Origin of the sequence: Amycolatopsis sp. DG1A-15b (assembly GCF_030285645.1) — a bacterium.
Taxonomy (GTDB): domain Bacteria; phylum Actinomycetota; class Actinomycetes; order Mycobacteriales; family Pseudonocardiaceae; genus Amycolatopsis.
The window spans coordinates 8,094,833-8,112,219 of the sequence record NZ_CP127296.1 but is presented as its reverse complement, the minus strand read 5'-3'; the positions used below and the strand labels follow the sequence as shown (position 1 = coordinate 8,112,219).

Below are 17,387 nucleotides of genomic sequence, written 5' to 3'. Positions count from 1 at the left end.
CGTAGTGACCCGTGTACCAGGCTCAACACGATCGTATGTGGCCATGTTCCCAGTCGTGACAGCCGCTACTTCTCCCCGACGACCTTGTCGAACAGGACGGCCGGATTTCCCGGTCCGCAGTCCGCGCCGAAGGCCACGAGCCGGAACTGGGCCAGCTTGCCGGTGGTCAGGATGATCATCACGCCGGCCTTGCCGCCGACGTTCACCGGGCGGATGCCCTCCGGGCGCACCTTCGGGTCCAGTCCGGCGGCCGCGATGCAGGCGTCGAGGCGGTCCTCGTTCTGCAGCGGGCCGAAGTCGCGGACGCCGATCGCCTTGCCGACCAGGGCCTGCGCGCCGGCGCCGTCGTTGCCGACCGACGGGCCCGTCGGAGCGGGAGCCGCGACGTTCGGAGTGCCGGTCTGCTGCGAGGTGCCCGGGATCGCGATGGTCATCGCGACGATCGCGGCCGCGGCCGCGGTCAGGACGCCGGCGGCCCAGCCGAGCCGCTTGTTCCGGCGCCGCCGGGCCGCCGCGAGGTCCACCACCGGGGCGTCCCCGGGCCCGGCCTGCTGCGGTGCCTGCGCGGCGCCCTGAGGCTGGTGCTGGGCTCGTCCAGACTGTGCTCGCTCGGGAAAGGCGGCGGCTGCTTCGGCGGCCAGTGCCGCGTCCAGCCGCGCGGCGAACTCCGCGGGCATCCGCGGGGCCGGCGCGTCCGCCAGTGAGGCGAGGTCGGCCTGCGTGGCGTCGAGGGCGTCCAGGATCGCCCGGGCCTCCGGGTCGGCGTTGACCAGCGCCCACAGCTCGGCCGCCTGCGGATCCTCCAGGACACCGGCGTGGAGGTCGGCGAGCACGTCGACAGACCAGGGCGGACCGACGGTCCCCCCGATCCCCCGGCTTTCGTCCGTCATCGTCCCTCCCCGCTACCCGGCTGACGCCCGGCCCGTTTGCTTTCGTGAGTTGGGACGTTCGCAATCGCATCGGGGTTCCGCAGGTGCCCGAGAACCTTCGCGAGTTTCCCGCGGCCCCGCGCGCAGCGGCTCTTCACCGTGCCCTCGGCGATGCCGAGCATCTTGGCCGTCTCGGCGACGGAGTACCCCTCGACGTCGACCAGCACGATCGGGGCACGCTGGTCTTCGGGCAGCTGGTCGAGCGCCTCGCGCACGAGCAGGCTGGTCTCCCGCTCGGCCATCGAGTCGCGGGTCGTGGCGGGCTCATTGAACCCGGTCTCCGGCAGCGGCACGGTCGGGCGTGCCTGGCGGCGGCGGATCCGGTCGAGGCAGGCGTTGACCACGATCCGGTGCAGCCACGTCGTGACCTGCGACTCCGCCCGGAAGTTCCCGGCCGCGCGGAACGCCGAGATGAACGCGTCCTGCAACGCGTCGGCGGCCTCTTCCGGGTCGCGGACCGTGCGCAGCGCGACCGCCCACATGCGGTCGCGATGTCGCTGGACGAGTTCGCTGAACGCATGAGGGTCCCCGGCGGCGTGAGCCGCTATCAGATCCGCATCCGTGGGAGCTGCAGCTGTCACCCGCAAGAGCCTACTGACCCTGTCGGGTGCGTCACCCCGCAGGCAGGAAGGACAGGTCGCCTATTTCGGTCATGAACTGCCCGTCCGCGTCGCCCAGCTGGGTGATCCAGACGATGAAGTACTGGCCCTGCGTCGGCTGGGCCAGCGCGATCGTCGTCTCGCCGTCCTTCAGGTCGCCGTTGCCGACCACCTTCGTGTCGGCCAGGTCGGGGTTCTTCCCGGTGGCCGACCGGATCTCGACCTTGGTGCCCGGGGTGCCCCCGATGACCTTCACCTGGCTGAGGTTGATCGGGTTTTCGAACGCGACGAGCAGCCCGACACCCGGCTTGATGGTCGGGAACTGCTGCTTGTACTTCTCGGTCCGCCACTCCGTCTCGGGCTTGCCGTCGGTCGCGTACTTCGCCCGGCCGGTGTTGTCGCCCTTGCCCTCGGGGTTGTAGACCGCCACCGACTGCGGGGGCACCGCGGCGCCCACGGACGGCGACGGCGGCGGGGCCGGGGTCGACGGCGGCGGGGGCTGCGTCCCGTTCTGCTGGCTCGACGCCGGCGGGGCGGCGACGTTGATCGACGGCCCGCTCGCCTTCGAATCGCCCTGGAAGACGTTGATCAGCATCAGGCCGCCCCAGGCGAGGATGATGACGGTCGCGACCACCAGCACCGTCACGCCGAGGGCGAGCTTGCGCCGCCGGGCGACGTCCTTGACCGGCTTCTTCGTGGTCCAGATCGTGCCGTCCGGCTCGACGGCGTCCCCGCCGACGGCCTTGATCAGCTGGGTGCGCTCCTCTTCCTCGGCGACCTGGTCGAGGACGCGCAGGATGGCCGCGCTGGTGCGGATGCCGCCGTTGCCGCCGTCCTCGATCGTGCGGACGGCCAGCGACGACAGGTCGGCCGGGACCGTCGGCACCAGCTGGCGCGGCGGGACGATCCGATTCTGCGGCGTCATCGGGGCCGCCGGGATCGCGGGCGGGCCGCCGGGCAGCGCCCAGCGGCCGGTCAGCAGCAGGTACAGGACCGCGCCGAGCGCCTTGACGTCGTCGCGCAGCGTCGCCTCCGGCAGCGGGCCGGGGAACGCGAGCTTCAGCGCGCCGCTCGGCGTCAGCCGCAGGCGCTGGGGGTGGTCGAGACCGAGGACGAGCCCGTTCTGGTGCGCCTGCTCGACGGCTTCGGCCAGCGCCTGCACCATCCGCGCGGCCGCGGCGGGCGCCACCGGCCGCTGCGCGACGAGGTCGACCAGGTCGCTGCCCTTGGTCCACTCCGCGACGACGACACCGAGCAGGCCTTCGCTCGAGGTGATGCCGCTGCCGAGGGCGAGCACGTCCAGCACGCGGGCGACACCGCCGTGGCCGAACTTCGACGCGTGCGTCGCACGTTCCAGCGTCCGCCGGGCCAGCCGGGCGGCTTCGGGATCCGCCGGGTCGCCGACCAGCAGGGTCAGCGCCACGTCCCGCTTCAGCTGCCCGTCCCGGGCGCGCCAAAGGTGCGCGTCGCCCCGCTCGTCCACGCCGAACTGCGCGAGGAGGCGGTAGCGGCCGTCGCCGACCACACGCCCGGGGGCCAGCGATCCGACCTGGGCCTTGCCCACGTGGTTCGCACCCCCCGCCTGTTCGCTCCGCCTCGTGTCCACCCGCACTCTCCCGCTAGCTCCCCGCTCCAAGGTTACCCAGAATACGACGCGGGAGTCGTCGCCTTCCGTACCGCAATCGTTACCGGCGCTTGATCAACCGGGTGAACCTCGAAGTGGCCGGCTGGAGCTCCTCGACCTTCAGGGCCATCAGCACGCCGAACGAGACGACGATGCCCACGATGCTCTGCAGCAACAGTTTCGCCCAGGCCCCCAGGCGAGGCCCGAACGCGTCCGGCACGAGCTTCCCCGCCAACCATGCGGCGGCGACACCGAGGACGCTCGCCACGACCGTGAACAGAATCACGCCGATCACCCGCTTGCTGCGCAAGTTGCCCAGCGTCACCCAGAGCCAAACCTGGCCGAGGATCGCGCCGACCACGAACGTCAGCGCGTTGACCATCATCACGCCGAGCACGACGTTGTCCGGCGCCAGCAGCACCGGGCACAGGTACAGCAGCGGCACCTTGACCAGCGTCATCACGATCATGATCAGCGTCGGCGTGCGGGCGTCCTTCATCGCGTAGAACACGCGCATCTGCAGCATCACCAGCGCGTACGGCAGCAGGGCGAACGCCGAGATCGCCAGCGCGTCGCCGAGCCGCTCGGCCGTGTCGAGCGTGCCCTTGCCGAAGGTGAACAGCGCGATGCCGATCGAGCCGCCGACCACGGTCATCACCGCGGAGATCGGCACGAGCATCACCGTCGAGATCCGGGACGCGTACGACAGGTCGCCGATCAGCTTCTTGTGGTCGCCGTCGGCCGCCGCGCGGCTCATCCGCGGCATGATCGCGGTCAGCAGGGAGACGCCGATGACGCCGTACGGCAGCTGGAAGAGCAGCCAGGCGTTGCTGTAGGCCGTCACACCACCGGGCGAACCGCTGGTCAGCACGCGCGTGTTGATCGTGTAGCCGACCTGGCTCACCGCGACGTAGCCGAGGATCCACAGCGCGAGGCCGCCGAACTCCTTCATCTGCTTGTCGATGCCCCAGCGCCACTTGAACCGGAAGCCGGACCGCAGCAGCGGCGGGATCAGCAGCAGTGCCTGGGCGACGATGCCGCCGGTGACGCCGATGCCCAGCGTCAGCACCTTGGGGTCGGTGATCGAGACGTGGCCGGTGTCGATGTCGCCCGGCATGATCCAGACGACCAGGATCGTGAAGATGACCACCAGGTTGTTGATCACCGGCGCCCACGCCGTCGGGCCGAAGATCTGCTTGGCGTTGAGCACGGCCGAGAGCAGCGCGAACATGCCGTAGAAGAAGATTTCCGGCAGCAGCAGGTAGGCGAACGCCGTGGTGAGGTCCGCACTCGCCCTGCCGGAGGAGTCGACATAGAGACTCGTGAACGCCGGCGCCGCGATCACCGCCACCACCGTGCCGACCAGCAGCAGCGAGAACGCCACCGTGATCAGGCGCTGGGTGTAGGCCGTGCCGCCGTCGGGGTCGTCCTGCGAACGCACCAGCAGCGGCACCACGACGCTGGCGAGCACGCCACCCATCAGCAGTTCGAAGATGATGTTCGGCATCGTGTTGGCGACGTTGAACGAGTCGTTCGCGATGCCCTGGCCGATCGCGCCGACCAGCAGCAGCTTCCACAGGAAGCCGGTGATCCGGCTGATCAGCGAGGCGATGGCCATCCGGCCGGACGCCTTCGCCAGCGACGGCGCCTTGGCCGGGGCCTCCGGCACGTCCTCGCCCGGCCGGGGCTTGACCAGCGGCCCCTTGAGCGCCGGCATGACCTGGGTGGCCAGCGCGTCGTACGGCCGCATGACGTCGGGGTCGGCGACCGGCCAGCGCGAGTTCAGCGGAACGCCGGCGGTGCGCGGGATGAACCGCGTCGCCTCCGGGTCGGGTGGGCGCGGGACCTGCTGCGCCTCCTCCTGCCACGGCCGGACGGGCGCCGGGCGGCGGGAGCCGCGGCCGCGGGGCGGGACGGGCGTGCCCGGCGGCGGGGTGCCGGGGCCCAGCGCCGGATTGCCGGGCGGCGGGGTGCCGGGAGGCGGGGTCGGGGGCGGTGGCAGCGGCGGCGCGGACGGCTGCGGCAGCCGGCCTTGGAGCGACGCGCTCTGCTGCGGCCCGCCCGGTTGTGGCGCGCTCGGTTGCGGCGGCGGGCCGGGCGGCCCCGCCGGGTTCGGCAGGTTCGGCGGCGGCACCGGCTGGACGCGGGTGGGCGCCGGCCCCGCGCCGCGCGGGGGCTGGCCGCCGCGCGGCGGCTGAGGCGGGCCCTGCGGGGGCGGGACGCGCCGGACGGGGCGCCCGTCACGTCCGGGGCCGTCGTCGCCCACCGGACGTGGCTCGCGGACCGGACGGCCGTCTCGAGGAGGTGCGTCGTCGCCTGCCGGGCGTTCCCGGACCGGAGCCTCGTCGTGGACGGGCCAGCCGTCGCGCGGGGGAACGTCGTCGCGGGCGGGCCGCCGGCCACGGGCCGGGGCGTCTTCGCGCCCGCGACGCTGGTCGCGGGCCGGGCGGCGAGGCGGGACGTCGTCGCGGACCGGACGCTGGTCGCGGACCGTCGCGTCGTCCGGGGGCGGCATCTGGCGGGTGTGGCCGTTGCGGGGCGGCTGGCGGCGGCCGCGCTCCGGGGGCGGAGGCGGCGGCTGGCGGCGGACCGGCTGGGACGGCTGTGCCGGCTGTGCTGCCTTCGGGGGCCCGTCGCCCCGTTGCGGGGGCGGGGGGCCTTCGCGCCGAGGACGACCCGCACGCTCGGGTGGTAAGCCCGGCTCTCTCTCCAACGCGTGCCCAATCCTCGGTGCTCTACTCCGGTGCCGCGGCCCGGTGCCGCGCACGTGCGGACCAAGGGTAATCGCGAACCGCCCGGAACACTCAAAGGCCGAGCGATCAGCCCACGACGTCGCGGCCCGCGCGGGCGTCCTTCACCCGCCGGTAGATCCGCCGGGAAGCGAGCAGAAGCAGGGCCACACCTGCGGCGACGGTCGCGATGATGGTGATCGCGCCGTATTCGGTGGACGTCAGTTCGAACCGCGCGGATGACCCGAGCGGGGTACCGGTCGGCGTGCGCAACGACACATCGACGCTGAACCGGCCGGCCCGCAGCGCCTCCACCGGGAGGAAGTAGTTCTTGCCGCCGCTGGCGGGGAAGAACCGGTCACCGGCCTCCTCCGGGCGCAGGCCGGTGTTGTTGTCGAGGGCGAACCGGGCGTTGATCCCCACCGGCAGGTCGTTGCTGACGTACACCGGCAGCGGCGAGTTGCCGGACGCCAGCGCGATGGTCTGCTTCGGCTGCGAGACGGTCACCCGGCCGCTGATCGCCGTCAGCTCGGCCTGGGCGTTCGTGGTCGCGGCGTCCGCGGGCAGTCCCCGCCACGCCGTGGAGGCACCGCGCAGCTCGGCCAGCCGGACCGGCTCGACGACGTCGTCCGGTTTCACCCGTTTGGTCGGGTCGAGCTGCATCGCGGACGCCAGCCCGGTGGCCTTGACGTCGAGCCCGGCCAGCGTCGAGACGACGTCGGCGTCGACGCCCGTGACCGGGACCGGCTCACCGTCGCCGACCGAGCCGGAGGTCGCCGGGGCGGCGGCGAGCAACGCCGGCAGCCCGGTCGCGGTGACCAGGCCGGCGTTCAGGAAGTCGCCGACCTGCTGCAGGTAGGTGGCGAACTCCTCGGGCGAGGCGTCCCAGCGCCGCGGCGGCGCGACCAGCACGTGGTCCGGCCGCTGCTGCCCCGCGGCCAGGCCCAGCCCGGCGCGGTAGGCGAGGGCACCGAGGCCGTTCTGGGCGGCGATCGCCCGCTCGGTCGTCGCGGGGACCGTGACCGAACCGGGCACGGTCGGAACGCCCGTCATCGCGGCGGAGATCAGCGAGTCGGTCGGCTGCACGCGAACGGTGCTGCCCTGCACGGTGACGCCGCCGCCGGCCGCGGCGGGCGCGAGCTTGCCCGCGTCGGTGAGCAGGGTCCGCACGCCGGCCTCGGTGAGCGCGGTGAGCACCGACGCGCTGGGCGTGCCGTCCGGCCAGAGCACGCCGGTCTGCGGGGTGACGTCGGTCAGCTCCTGGATGGTCGCCGCGCCGGTGGCCGCCCGGGTGACCAGGCCGGTGTCGCCGGGCCGGATCCGGGTGAGCGCGTCGAGGTCGGCGTCGGCGAACGGCAGCGCCACCACGCAGCGGCCCCCGACCAGGGTGCGGAGCTCGGACAGCCACGTCTTCGCCGCCTCGGCGCCCTTGCCGTCGACGTTGCCCGCGTCGGTGTGGACGAGGTAGCCGCGGGTCATCGCGTCGACGGTGGCGAGCAGGTCCGGGTCGAGCGCGAAGCACATCGACTTGGCGAGGCTGGAGTTGTCCCGCACGGCCGACGCCGCCGAGGTGACCAGTGCGTTCAGCCGGCCGTCCCCGCTGAGCTCGGCGGCCAGCCGGTCGTCGGCCAGCACCACCGGGTTGCCGTACGGCGCCGCGTAGACGTGCGGGACGTTGCCGGTCAGCGGCCAGAGCAGGGTCATGCTCGGCGGCGTCCCGGTCCGGCCGCCCGCCTGCCGGCCCGGCCCGGCCAGCACCGGCATCAGCATGCTGACCGCGCCGAGCCGCGCGGGCCCGCCGAACTCCGGGGTGCCGTTGACGTTGACCAGCAGCGGGTAGACGCCGGGGAGGGCGAACCGGCCCGCCCGTGTCCCGGTCAGCGGGACGGTGATGTCCAGCGGGGCGCTCTGACCCGGCTCCAGCACGTCGGCGACCGACGTGAACTCGGTCAGCGGGGTGTCCCTGACGACCGCGCCGGACAGCACGTCGCCGACCCCGCGTTCGGTCGTCGCCCGGTCCCCGACCTGCAGCCGCACCTGCGGCTTGACGACCCGGCGGTCGCCGGTGTTGGTCACCGTGCCGGTGACCGTCAGCGTCGTCGTCGAAGTCGTGATCACCCGCGGGCTGAGCCCGGCCAGGTCGACGCGCAGGCGCGCGCCGTCGGCCGCCTGGGCCACCGAGACGCCGGCGAGGGCGGGGACGGCCAGGAAGAGGACGGAAAGGAAGGTTGCGGCGAACCGCTTCACTCGGGGGCTCCCTCAGGGGCGTGCTCGTCTCGTCCGAGGACGTCCGGGCGCGCGAAAAGTTCCTTGGCCTTCCGGACGAGCTTGCGCTCGTCGGAGTAGGCGAGTTTGGTCTCCAGCTCGGCCAGCGGGACCCAGGCCACCTCGGTGACCTCGACGTCTTCGTCGGAGAGCTCACCGCCGAGCGCTTCGAGCAGGAAGTGGTGCACGGTCTTGTGGATGCGCCGCTTCTCGGCCACGAACCAGTAGTCGATGGTGCCCAGTGGCCGCATGACGCGTGCGGAGATGCCGGTTTCCTCCTTCACCTCGCGCACAGCCGTCTGTTCCACCGTCTCACCGTCCTCGATGTGGCCCTTGGGCAGCGACCACAGCAGTCTGCCGTGCCGGTCGAGCCGGCCGATCAGCACCGCCTGTTCGCGCTCCGCGTCCACCACGAGACCACCGGCCGACGTTTCGTCGACCGTGGTCAGGCGCCTGCCGCGTTGACGCCTCCGCCGCCTGCGCGGCTTCGAGGCGCCGGGGCGGCCGGCTGATCCAGACATGCTGCGATGCTAGAGCAAACGGTTGCCCCGGTAGGCTGGCTCTCCGTGTCCGTGTCCGGCGGTGCCTGGAGCAATCGCACCTGGAACGTAGTGGGATTTTCGTGAACGACGTGGTCGACAAGCAGGTGGTGGAGCTGATGCAGGTCTCCCCACTGGCGGAGGAGCTGGCGGAGCGGTTCGCCAGGGCGGGGCACCGCCTGTACCTCGTGGGCGGGAGCGTGCGCGACGCGCTGCTGGGCCGGCAGTCCGGCGACCTCGACTTCACCACCGACGCGCGGCCCGACCGGGTGCTGAAGATCGTCAGCGGCTGGGGCGACGCGGTCTGGGACGTCGGCATCGCCTTCGGCACGGTCGGCGTGACGAAGAAGGGCATGCAGCTCGAGATCACGACGTTCCGCGCCGACAGCTACGACCGCGTCGGCCGCAACCCCGAGGTCACCTTCGGCGACAGCATCGAGGGCGACCTGCTGCGCCGCGACTTCACGGTCAACGCGATGGCCGTGGAGCTGGCGTCCAAGACGTTCATCGACCCGCATGACGGGCTGGGCGCCCTGCGGGAGCGGGTCCTGGACACCCCGGCGACGCCGCAGGAGTCGTTCGCCGACGACCCGCTGCGGATGCTGCGCGCGGCCCGCTTCGCCGCGCAGCTGGGCTTCACCGCCGCGCCGCGGGTGGTCGACGCGATGACGTCGATGGCGGAGGAGATCGACCGGATCACCGCCGAGCGGGTGCAGGCCGAGCTGTCGAAGCTGATGCTGGCGGCCGACCCGCAGCCGGGCCTGGAGCTGCTGGTCGACTCCGGGCTGGCCGACCGGGTGCTGCCCGAGGTGCCCGGGATGCGGCTGGCGATCGACGAGCACCACCAGCACAAGGACGTCTACCAGCACTCGCTGACCGTGCTCGCCCAGGCGATCGACCTGGAGAAGACGCACGAGCCGACGTCCGAGCCGGATCTGATCCTCCGGCTGGCGGCGCTGCTGCACGACGTCGGCAAGCCGGCGACCCGGGAGTTCCAGCCGGGCGGCGGCGTCAGCTTCCACCACCACGAGGTGGTCGGCGCGCGGATGGCCCGCAAACGTTTGCGGGCGCTGAAGTTCTCGAAGGAGATCGTCGACGACGTCTCCCAGCTCGTGTTCCTCCACCTGCGGTTCCACGGCTACGGCAAGGGCGAGTGGACGGACTCGGCGGTCCGCCGGTACGTCACCGACGCCGGGCCGCTGCTGACCCGGCTGCACAAGCTGGTCCGCGCCGACTGCACCACCCGCAACCGCCGGAAGGCGGCCGCGCTGCAGGCGACCTACGACGACCTCGAGGCCCGGATCGCCGCGCTCAAGGCCAAGGAGGACCTCGACCGCGTGCGGCCGGACCTCAACGGCGAGCAGATCATGGAGCTGCTCGGCCTCAAGCCGGGGCCGGACGTCGGGAAGGCGTGGAAATTCCTCAAGGAGCTGCGCCTGGACCGCGGGCCGCTGGACCACGACGAGGCGGTCGCCGAGCTGAAGAAGTGGGCCGCGGAAAACGGCATCGGGGGCGTCTGACCGGTGGCGGGCGGGGGCAGCTTCCTGGTGGCGCTGCTGCGGCGCGGTGCCCCCGCGATCGCCACCGCCACGAGTGAGCTGCCCGACGAGATCGCCGATCCGGCCCCGATGCACGCGCTGCGGCGCATCTCGCGGATGTCGGGTCCGATCGACCCCACCGAGCGCGACGGCCTGCTGCTGCGCGCGACCCGGTACGTCGTGCTCATCCCGCTGGCGTACCGGCTGCTCGCGGTGCCCGGCCAGTTCGGCGTCTACGTCTTCCAGCGCGGCACGACCGGGCTGCTGCCGGTCGGGGTGTTCACCCTCCTGTCGGTGGCGCTGAACGTCATCGGCCTCCGCTGGATGTTCCGGTCGGCGCCGTTCCGCGGCCGGAACGCCGGGAAGCTCCTGGCCGTCGACCTGGCCTTCACCGTGCTTTCGCCGCTGGTCATCGCGCTGACCGTGCCCACGCAGGCGTACTTCGACGCGCTCGCGGTCACCAGCGTCCACCTGTTCGGCGAGATCGGGCTGCTGACGCTCGCGCTGGGTCTCCCCAGCGGTGTGGTGTTCGGGCTGCTCAGCTTCCCGCTCCGGATGCTGGCCAACTGGCTGAACACCGGCGGTTTCCTGGCCGGGGCCGCGTTCTCGACGTACTCCGTCCTGCTCGCGGAGCTCTTCCTGGCCACCGCCGCGCTGGTGCTGACCGGTCTCGGCACGCGCCTGGCGCTGGCCTACGGCACCCGCAACGGGCGGCTCGCCGAGCGTGCCCAGCAGCACCGGATGCTGCACGACACCGTGCTGCAGACGCTGGAGGCGATGGCGCTGTCCGGCCCCGGCGACGCCGAAGAACGGCTGGTGGAGATCCAGCGGCTGGCGCGGGCGCAGGCGATGGAGATCCGCCACACGATCGAGTCGGCGGCGTCCGAGCGGGCCGAGGCCGGCGCCCGGCCGCTGGGTGAGAAGCTCGCCGCGCTCGCCGCCGAGATGGCCCGCGACGGCCTGCGCGCCCAGCTCGTGGTGGCCGAGCTCGACGACGACACGCTCTCGGAGGTCCGGCAGATCGCCATCCGGGACGCCGTCCGCGAGGCGATGCGGAACACGATGAAGCACTCCGGCACCGACCGGGTCGTGGTCCGCGTCGAGGAGCGCGACGGCGGGATCGCGGTGATCACCCGCGATCACGGGAGCGGGTTCAGCGCGGCCGACCACCCGGCCGGGTTCGGCATCAGCGAGTCGATCACCGCGCGGCTGGCCGAGGTCGGCGGGACGTCGCTGGTCGAGTCGGGACTCGCCGGGGGTGGCACGCGGGTGACGTTGTGGGTCCCGTTCTGATATTCCCTGACCATGACCTCGATCGACCTGCTGGCCGACGCCCTCGCCGCCTACCGCTCCGGTGACCGCGACCGGGCCGCCGAACTCGCCGCCCAAGCCGGGCGGGCCGGCTCCACCCTGGCCGACGAACTGCGGACCTACCTGGCCGGCGACGGCTCGGCGCCGGTGTACGACCAGCCGAGCGCGTTCACGGCGTTCATCCGCGGCGGCGGCAACGTCGAGCTGTACCGGGCGCTGAGCGCCGAGCTGGCCGCGCGGTACGACGGCGCGAAGCCGGAGTCGCTGCTCGACCTCGGCTGCGGTGACGGTCTCGCCGTGGTGCCCGCGCTGGAGCAGGCGTCGCACCTCCCGCCGCGGATCGACCTGGTCGAACCGTCGGCCGCGCTGCTGGAAGGCGTGCACGAGCGGGTGCCCTCGGCCCAGTGCTGGCAGTCGACCGCGCAGGACTTCCTGGCCCGCGACGACCTCGGCTGGGACTTCGTCCAGTCGACGTTCGCGCTGCAGTCCATCGAGCCGGAGCAGCGCGCGGAGGTGCTGCGCGCGCTGCAGCCGCGCACCGGGACGCTGGTGCTCGCCGAGTTCGACGTCCCCGAGTTCGAGGAAGGCTCGCCGGAGCACCTCCGGTCGCTCGTCGAGCGCTACGAGCGCGGGGTGGCCGAGTACGGCGAAGACGCCACGCTGGTCGCCCAGGGCTTCCTGCTGCCGGTGCTGCTCGGGATCGTCTCCGGGCAGCAGCGGACGAACTGGGAGCACCCGGCCGCGGTCTGGGCGGAGCAGCTGACGACGGCGGGCTTCGCGGAAGTCGACGTCACCCCGCTCGCCGACTACTGGTGGTCGCCCGCCGTCCTGATCACTGCCTGCTGAGCGAGCCGGTCTCCACGTGCTGGGCGAGCGGCCGGGGCAGCAGGTGGGCGACCGCGCCACCCGGCATCCCGCCCCACGGCGCCGCCACGCCGGTCAGCACGCGGATCGCGCGCTGCACCCGGTACAGCCGCTTCTCGCGTTCGCGCTCGAACGCCAGCGCCGTCTCGACGAACCGCGAGCCGTCGGCGTGCACCAGGTTGCCGGTCTCGTTGCCGAACCGGACGACCGTGGTGCCCGGCGGCAGCGTGATCAGGCGCTTGCCGCGGTAGAAGTTCAAGGGCGGTTCGCCGCGCATCGGCAGGATCGGCCAGTCGGCTGGCAGGTCGGACTCCTCCGCCGGCCGCGGCGGGAGCATCAGCAGCACGCCCAGCAGGAACCGGGCCGCGTCGCCGAGCGAGCCGAACGCCACCGGCTCGTCGGACGGCGGCCGCGAAACCTCCCAGCCGTTCTCGGCCCGGCGCAGCGTCCAGACGTCCTCGGCCGGTATCTCGTTGGCGCCGATCCGGTAGGCCGCCGCCGGCACGCCGTGCTCGGCGAGCCGCTGCTGGAGCAGCTCCAGGGTCTCCGCGCCGCGCAGGTTCCGGACCGGCTCACCGCGGGCGACGCGGGTGAGCGCGCGCTCGTCCGGCAGATCCGCCGCCGTCTGCGGCGGCCGCGGCTGGCCGAGGACCTCCGCCTCGGCCGTCGCGCGGACGAGCTCCCGGACGAACGGCGGCCGGAAGCCCGCCGCACGCGCGTGCTCGACCAGCTCCGGCTCCGGCGGCACCCCGTACTTGCGCAGGTAGTGCGGCACGGCGGCGGGCCAGATCCAGGTGCCGTCGGTGTGGAACGCGTTCGGCACGTCCGGCTTGGCCCCCGGCGCGCCGAAGATGTCCGGCAGCGGCGCGGGCCGGTGCAGCGCCACCGGCGCCCGGAACAGGTAGTCGAGCAGGCCACGGACCTGGTCCGGCGGCACCGGCGGCCGGGTGACCACCGGGCGCTCGCCCTCGACGTGGGCGTCGGCGACCCGCGCGTGCCGGAACACGACGTCCAGCGGCAAGCCCGCCTTCGCCGTCAGCCACGCCGGCAGGTGCTTCGGCGTCCGCGGGAAGGTGGCCAGCTCCAGCTCGTAGGCGGCGGTCGACGGGCGGCCGCCGTCGTTGGGCGGCACCCGCCAGTCCGGCTCGCGGTCGGCGTCGAAGTCGAAGTCGAACTTCGACTCGGCGTCGAGGGTGAACGTGCCCTGGAACCAGGTGCCGGCCTCGGCCTGGAACATCGCCGCCCGCAGCCGCGCGAAGAGCCCGCCGAGCCGGGGCACCGCGGGCAGCGACACCGACACCGGGCCGTCCTCGTCGCCGACCGCGCGGACCTCGATTTCGGCGTAGTCACCCACCTGCCGGAATTGCGCGCCGACCCGCGTCCAGCCGCCGGGCACGGTGTGCAGCAGCGTCCGGCCGATGGCGCGCAGCAACGCGTTCTGGTCGCCGGTCCCCGGCTGCGGCCGCGCCTCCGGCGTCTCGGTGAAGTCCAGCCGCGTCTGCCACAGCGCCGTGACCTGCTTGGCCGGCACGGTGACCGAGAAGTCGGTCAAGCCCAGCTGCGCCGCGCGGGCGGCGTCGTCGCGGACCCAGCGCAGGGTCAGCTCCGGCCGGTCGCCCGGCGCGACCTCGAAGACCTCGCCGTCGTACTCGGCGAAGGTCCGCAGCGTGAACGTCGACGGCACCTCGCTCGCCGGCACCACCCGCGCCGGACGCCCGTCGAACTCCTTGTCGAAGCCCTCCGGCGGCTCCTCCTCCGGCAGCACGGACAGCAGCACCGTGCCGTCCGTGGTCGATCGCTGCGCGCGGAAAGTCCCCTCGCCCCACGTCGCATACAGGCCGTCCGGGCGTTCGGCCACTTCAACCCGGTTACGCACGTTTGTCCTCCCCGTCCCCAGTAGCCCCAAAGAACCTAGTCGACCGGGTACCGAGCGAACCACCGGTCGTCGCCCGGCGCACCCGGGCCGAATTCGGTCAGCGCGTCGTCCGCGAGACCGACGATGACTTCGCGGAGTTCCAGCCGGTCGAGCCAGCTTGGCCGCAGCGCCTCCTCGCCGTACATCGCGCCGACGAGGTTGCCGCAGACGGAACCGGTCGAGTCGCTGTCACCGCTGTGGTTGACCGCCGCGAGCAACGCCGAGTCGGCGTCCGTGGTGGTCAGTGCGATGTACACCGACATCGACAACGCCGTCTCGCCGACGTTGCCCTGTCCGAGCCGCTCCAGCTTCTCCGGCGTCGGCGGTCCCTGCTCCGCCAGTGCCGCGTCGAGCGCCGCGCTCTGCTCTTCGTGCCCGGGATGCTTGACGAGCTCGGCCCGTGCGGTCGCGACCGCGTCGAGCAGCGGCCTTCCGTGCAGCAGCTCGTGCACGATCACCGCGAAGCACCCCGACGACAAATACCCGCTGGGGTGACCGTGGGTCAGCGCCGCGCTCTCGGCCCCGAGCCGGAACACCTCGGCGAGGTCGTCCGACCACAGCGCGATCGGCGCCGCGCGCATCACGCCGCCGCAGCCCTTCGAGTTGTTCACCGGCCGGTCGATGGTGCCCCGGACGCCCGAGCGGCCGTACGCCTCGAGTTCGCCGAAGCAGGTCAGCCCCGGTGCGCGCCGGCTGAACAGCTCCTGGTGGCCGCTCAGCCAGCCGTCGGCCGCTTCGACCGCCGACTGCGGTCCACGGGCCCGGTCCCACGTGACGCCCTGGGTGTGCAGCCAGCGCTGGTAGGCCATCTGCAGCGAGTGGACGACGTCCGCGGACCCGGTCCGGCGCTCCTGAGCGTGGGCCCTGATCAGCGCTTCGAGCGTGAAGAGCGTCATCTGCGTGTCGTCGGTGATCCGGCCGACGCCGCCGTACGCGGGGATGAAGTCGGTGATGCCGTCCGGCCCGGCGATCTCCCGGATCCGGTCGATCGAGTCGAACTCGGTCTTCGCGCCCAGCGCGTCACCGATCGCCCCGGCCAGCAGGCTGCCCCGCAGTCGCGATCGCAAGTCGGGACCCGTCCCCTTCGGTTCCGGCGTGAACCGGCCGCTCGGGTACCGGCGCTCCCAGCGTGCGTGTTCGGCGGTCTCCGTCCGGAGGCCGTTGCGGTTGAAGTACCAGAAGACGTCGCCGGCGACGTCGTCGAGCAGGCCGAGGTCGGGCAGCTCGGTGGCCCAGGGCAGGCCTGGCACCCCGACCCGGGCGCCGACCAGTGCACCGGCGATCGCGCCCGCCACCGGCCCGGACCGCGCCGCGAGCCGGATCGCGGCTTCCGGGTCGTAGCCGCGCTTGGCCGCGGCGAACAGCGCGCGGCCGAGCACCGACCGGACACTCCGGCCGTCGCCGATGGACTCCAGCTGGGTGACGTCGTCGGCGTCGCGGTCCGCGCGCAGCGCCAGCGTCGACGCCGCCAGGTCGCCACCGACCTCGTGCAGGCGGACGTGCACCGGCAGCGCGAACGGCTCCCGCGTCAGCAGCGCCTGGAACAGGGAAATCAGCAGCTCGACGCCTTCGGTGACCTCGGCGCCGGCGGCGCTGCCGGTCAGCTCGCGGGCGACGTCCTTCGCGTACCGCTCGCCGTCGACGTCCGCGAGGGCCACCGCGCCGGCCGGGGTCGCGGCCAACGCCGTGGCCAGCAGGGCGGAGAACTCGGCGGGCGCCGGACCCGCGTGCCGGGTCGCGACGGCGAGCCAGCCGACCGGGTCCGGCTCGGGCAGGGTCGCCGGCACTTCGCCGGTCGGCACCGGCGGCAGGCCGCGCAGCACGATGTCGGTGTGGAACAGCAGGTGCCGCGTCAGGCCGCCCAGGGGCAGGGGGCTCGCCGGGTCCGCGCCGCCGCCCAGGGCGTCACCGATCGCGAAGCCGACGTATGCGCCGAGGATCCGGTGCCACGCGAAGCGGTCGGCCGGTGTTCCGAAGGCGGAGAACTTCCCGAACGTCCACGGCACCGGCCGTGGGCGCGCGTCTTCGTCCACGTGCGCGATCAGGCCGTTCGCGCCCAGGTCGGCGGGCCATTCCGGCTCCTGGCCGGCCCGGCGGCGGACGCCGTTGCGGTACTGCCAGGCGAACCCGCGCAGGTACCGGACGCACTCCTCGGGCGTCAGTTCGAAGTGGTGGTCGCGGGCGTGGTCCAGGGCGTACCGCAGGTGCCGTTCCAGCAGGTCGGGCGGCTCGACGCCGAACTCCGCGACCAGCGCGGGCAGCGCCGCGGCGACCTCGGGCCCGGCCTCCGGCGCGGGCTCCTCGACCGGGGGCCGGGGTGCGGTCGCGGCACCGCGGGCCGCGGCGAGCTCGGCGGCGGTCAGGCTGCGGACCAGGCCGCTGCCGGGGTCGAGCGTCAGTCCCGAAGACGGCGGCAGCTCCCGGACCGGTACCCGCCACCGGCGCGGGTACCGTCCGGGCACCTTCGCCGACGAGCTGTAGGCGATGACTTCGCGGCCGCCCGTGCCGGGGACCGGCCGCAGCAGCGGCTCGCCGGTGCCGAGCAACGGCACGAGGACTTCGCAGTCCAGCAGGGCGCGGACGAACTCGGCGCGGCTGATCCAGTTCGCGGCCAGGTAGTTCAGCAGCTTCTCGGCGTCGGTGGCCGGCACCGGGAAGCCGCGCCAGACCGGGCCGGGGGTGTACTGCTCGTTGACCCGGTACTCGCCGTTCGCCCGGGTCCAGCCGCGCACGGCCCGCACCGGGAGGTCGAGCTCGGGGAACGCCTTCTCGTCGAACTCGGGGTCGACGTCCGGGCGCCACTCGGCCTCGGCGGGCGCACTCGCCATCGCCGGCTGGTCGAACCCGATCTCGCCGCCGTCGTCCGGCACGAGGACCACCGGGCCGGGGAACAGGCCGGCGCCGATGTCGGTGCCGTCCAGGTAGGCGGCCGCGTTGACCGTGAAGCTCCAGCCGTCCGGGCGGCGCGCGGTGAACTCCGGCCGGATCCGCAGCCGGTCGCCGCCGGGCCGCGCGCGCAGCCACTCCCGCGCGCGAGCGGCGGCTTCCTCTTCGTCCATTCTCCCCATCCTCGC

The 17,387-nt window shown here is 73.3% G+C and carries 11 protein-coding genes; 3 read left to right on the top strand and 8 right to left on the bottom strand.

What is annotated here, in order from left to right:
* Nucleotides 1-65: 65 nt before the first annotated feature.
* The 6 genes from QRY02_RS37475 to QRY02_RS37450 all read right to left on the bottom strand — a co-directional run bounded on the left by QRY02_RS37475 (nucleotide 66) and on the right by QRY02_RS37450 (nucleotide 8,667).
* A complete protein-coding gene (locus tag QRY02_RS37475; RefSeq protein ID WP_285987493.1) occupies nucleotides 66-890 on the bottom strand; it encodes an RsmA family anti-sigma factor in 825 nt (274 codons plus the stop codon).
* Nucleotides 887-1,510: an RNA polymerase sigma factor SigM gene (sigM, locus tag QRY02_RS37470; RefSeq protein WP_285987492.1), complete on the bottom strand. Its 624-nt coding sequence runs from the start codon at nucleotides 1,508-1,510 to the stop codon at nucleotides 887-889. The genes QRY02_RS37475 and sigM overlap by 4 nt, the downstream gene beginning before the upstream one ends.
* Before the next feature lie 31 nt (nucleotides 1,511-1,541).
* Entirely contained in the window at nucleotides 1,542-3,134 is a 1,593-nt protein-coding gene (locus tag QRY02_RS37465; protein ID WP_285987491.1) for a protein kinase family protein, read from the bottom strand.
* Nucleotides 3,135-3,213: 79 nt separating this feature from the next.
* Entirely contained in the window at nucleotides 3,214-5,100 is a 1,887-nt protein-coding gene (murJ, locus tag QRY02_RS37460) for a murein biosynthesis integral membrane protein MurJ (protein ID WP_285994031.1), read from the bottom strand.
* Nucleotides 5,101-5,971: 871 nt separating this feature from the next.
* Nucleotides 5,972-8,128, bottom strand: a complete 2,157-nt coding sequence (locus QRY02_RS37455) for a DUF6049 family protein (protein WP_285987490.1) — start codon at nucleotides 8,126-8,128, stop codon at nucleotides 5,972-5,974.
* Nucleotides 8,125-8,667, bottom strand: coding sequence for an NUDIX hydrolase (locus QRY02_RS37450; RefSeq protein ID WP_285987489.1), 543 nt, complete (start codon nucleotides 8,665-8,667; stop codon nucleotides 8,125-8,127). The genes QRY02_RS37455 and QRY02_RS37450 overlap by 4 nt, the downstream gene beginning before the upstream one ends.
* Before the next feature lie 101 nt (nucleotides 8,668-8,768).
* Between QRY02_RS37450 and QRY02_RS37445 the strand changes: the two genes are divergently transcribed.
* From QRY02_RS37445 to QRY02_RS37435, 3 genes are read left to right on the top strand one after another with little or no spacing between them, the layout of a single operon-like run.
* On the top strand, nucleotides 8,769-10,205 hold the full coding sequence (locus QRY02_RS37445) for a CCA tRNA nucleotidyltransferase (RefSeq protein WP_285987488.1): 1,437 nt from the start codon (nucleotides 8,769-8,771) through the stop codon (nucleotides 10,203-10,205).
* A gap of 3 nt (nucleotides 10,206-10,208) precedes the next feature.
* Nucleotides 10,209-11,516 (top strand): sensor histidine kinase, encoded by a 1,308-nt coding sequence (locus QRY02_RS37440; protein ID WP_285987487.1) that lies wholly within the window; start codon nucleotides 10,209-10,211, stop codon nucleotides 11,514-11,516.
* A gap of 12 nt (nucleotides 11,517-11,528) precedes the next feature.
* On the top strand, nucleotides 11,529-12,380 hold the full coding sequence (locus tag QRY02_RS37435; protein ID WP_285987486.1) for a class I SAM-dependent methyltransferase: 852 nt from the start codon (nucleotides 11,529-11,531) through the stop codon (nucleotides 12,378-12,380).
* Here the strand turns inward: QRY02_RS37435 and QRY02_RS37430 are convergent.
* Both QRY02_RS37430 and QRY02_RS37425 read right to left on the bottom strand, forming a co-directional pair.
* Nucleotides 12,367-14,274, bottom strand: a complete 1,908-nt coding sequence (locus QRY02_RS37430) for a TNT domain-containing protein (RefSeq protein ID WP_285987485.1) — start codon at nucleotides 14,272-14,274, stop codon at nucleotides 12,367-12,369. The two genes, QRY02_RS37435 and QRY02_RS37430, sit on opposite strands and share 14 nt — an antisense overlap.
* 35 nt (nucleotides 14,275-14,309) lie before the next feature.
* Entirely contained in the window at nucleotides 14,310-17,372 is a 3,063-nt protein-coding gene (locus QRY02_RS37425) for an ADP-ribosylglycohydrolase family protein (RefSeq protein WP_285987484.1), read from the bottom strand.
* Nucleotides 17,373-17,387: the final 15 nt, after the last annotated feature.

Coding starts and splice junctions, on each gene's coding strand:
- QRY02_RS37425 (WP_285987484.1), bottom strand. CDS start 17,372: ATGGACGAAGAGGAAGCCGCCGCTCGCGCGCGGGAGTGGCTGCGCGCG.
- QRY02_RS37435 (WP_285987486.1), top strand. CDS start 11,529: ATGACCTCGATCGACCTGCTGGCCGACGCCCTCGCCGCCTACCGCTCC.
- QRY02_RS37450 (WP_285987489.1), bottom strand. CDS start 8,667: ATGTCTGGATCAGCCGGCCGCCCCGGCGCCTCGAAGCCGCGCAGGCGG.
- QRY02_RS37475 (WP_285987493.1), bottom strand. CDS start 890: ATGACGGACGAAAGCCGGGGGATCGGGGGGACCGTCGGTCCGCCCTGG.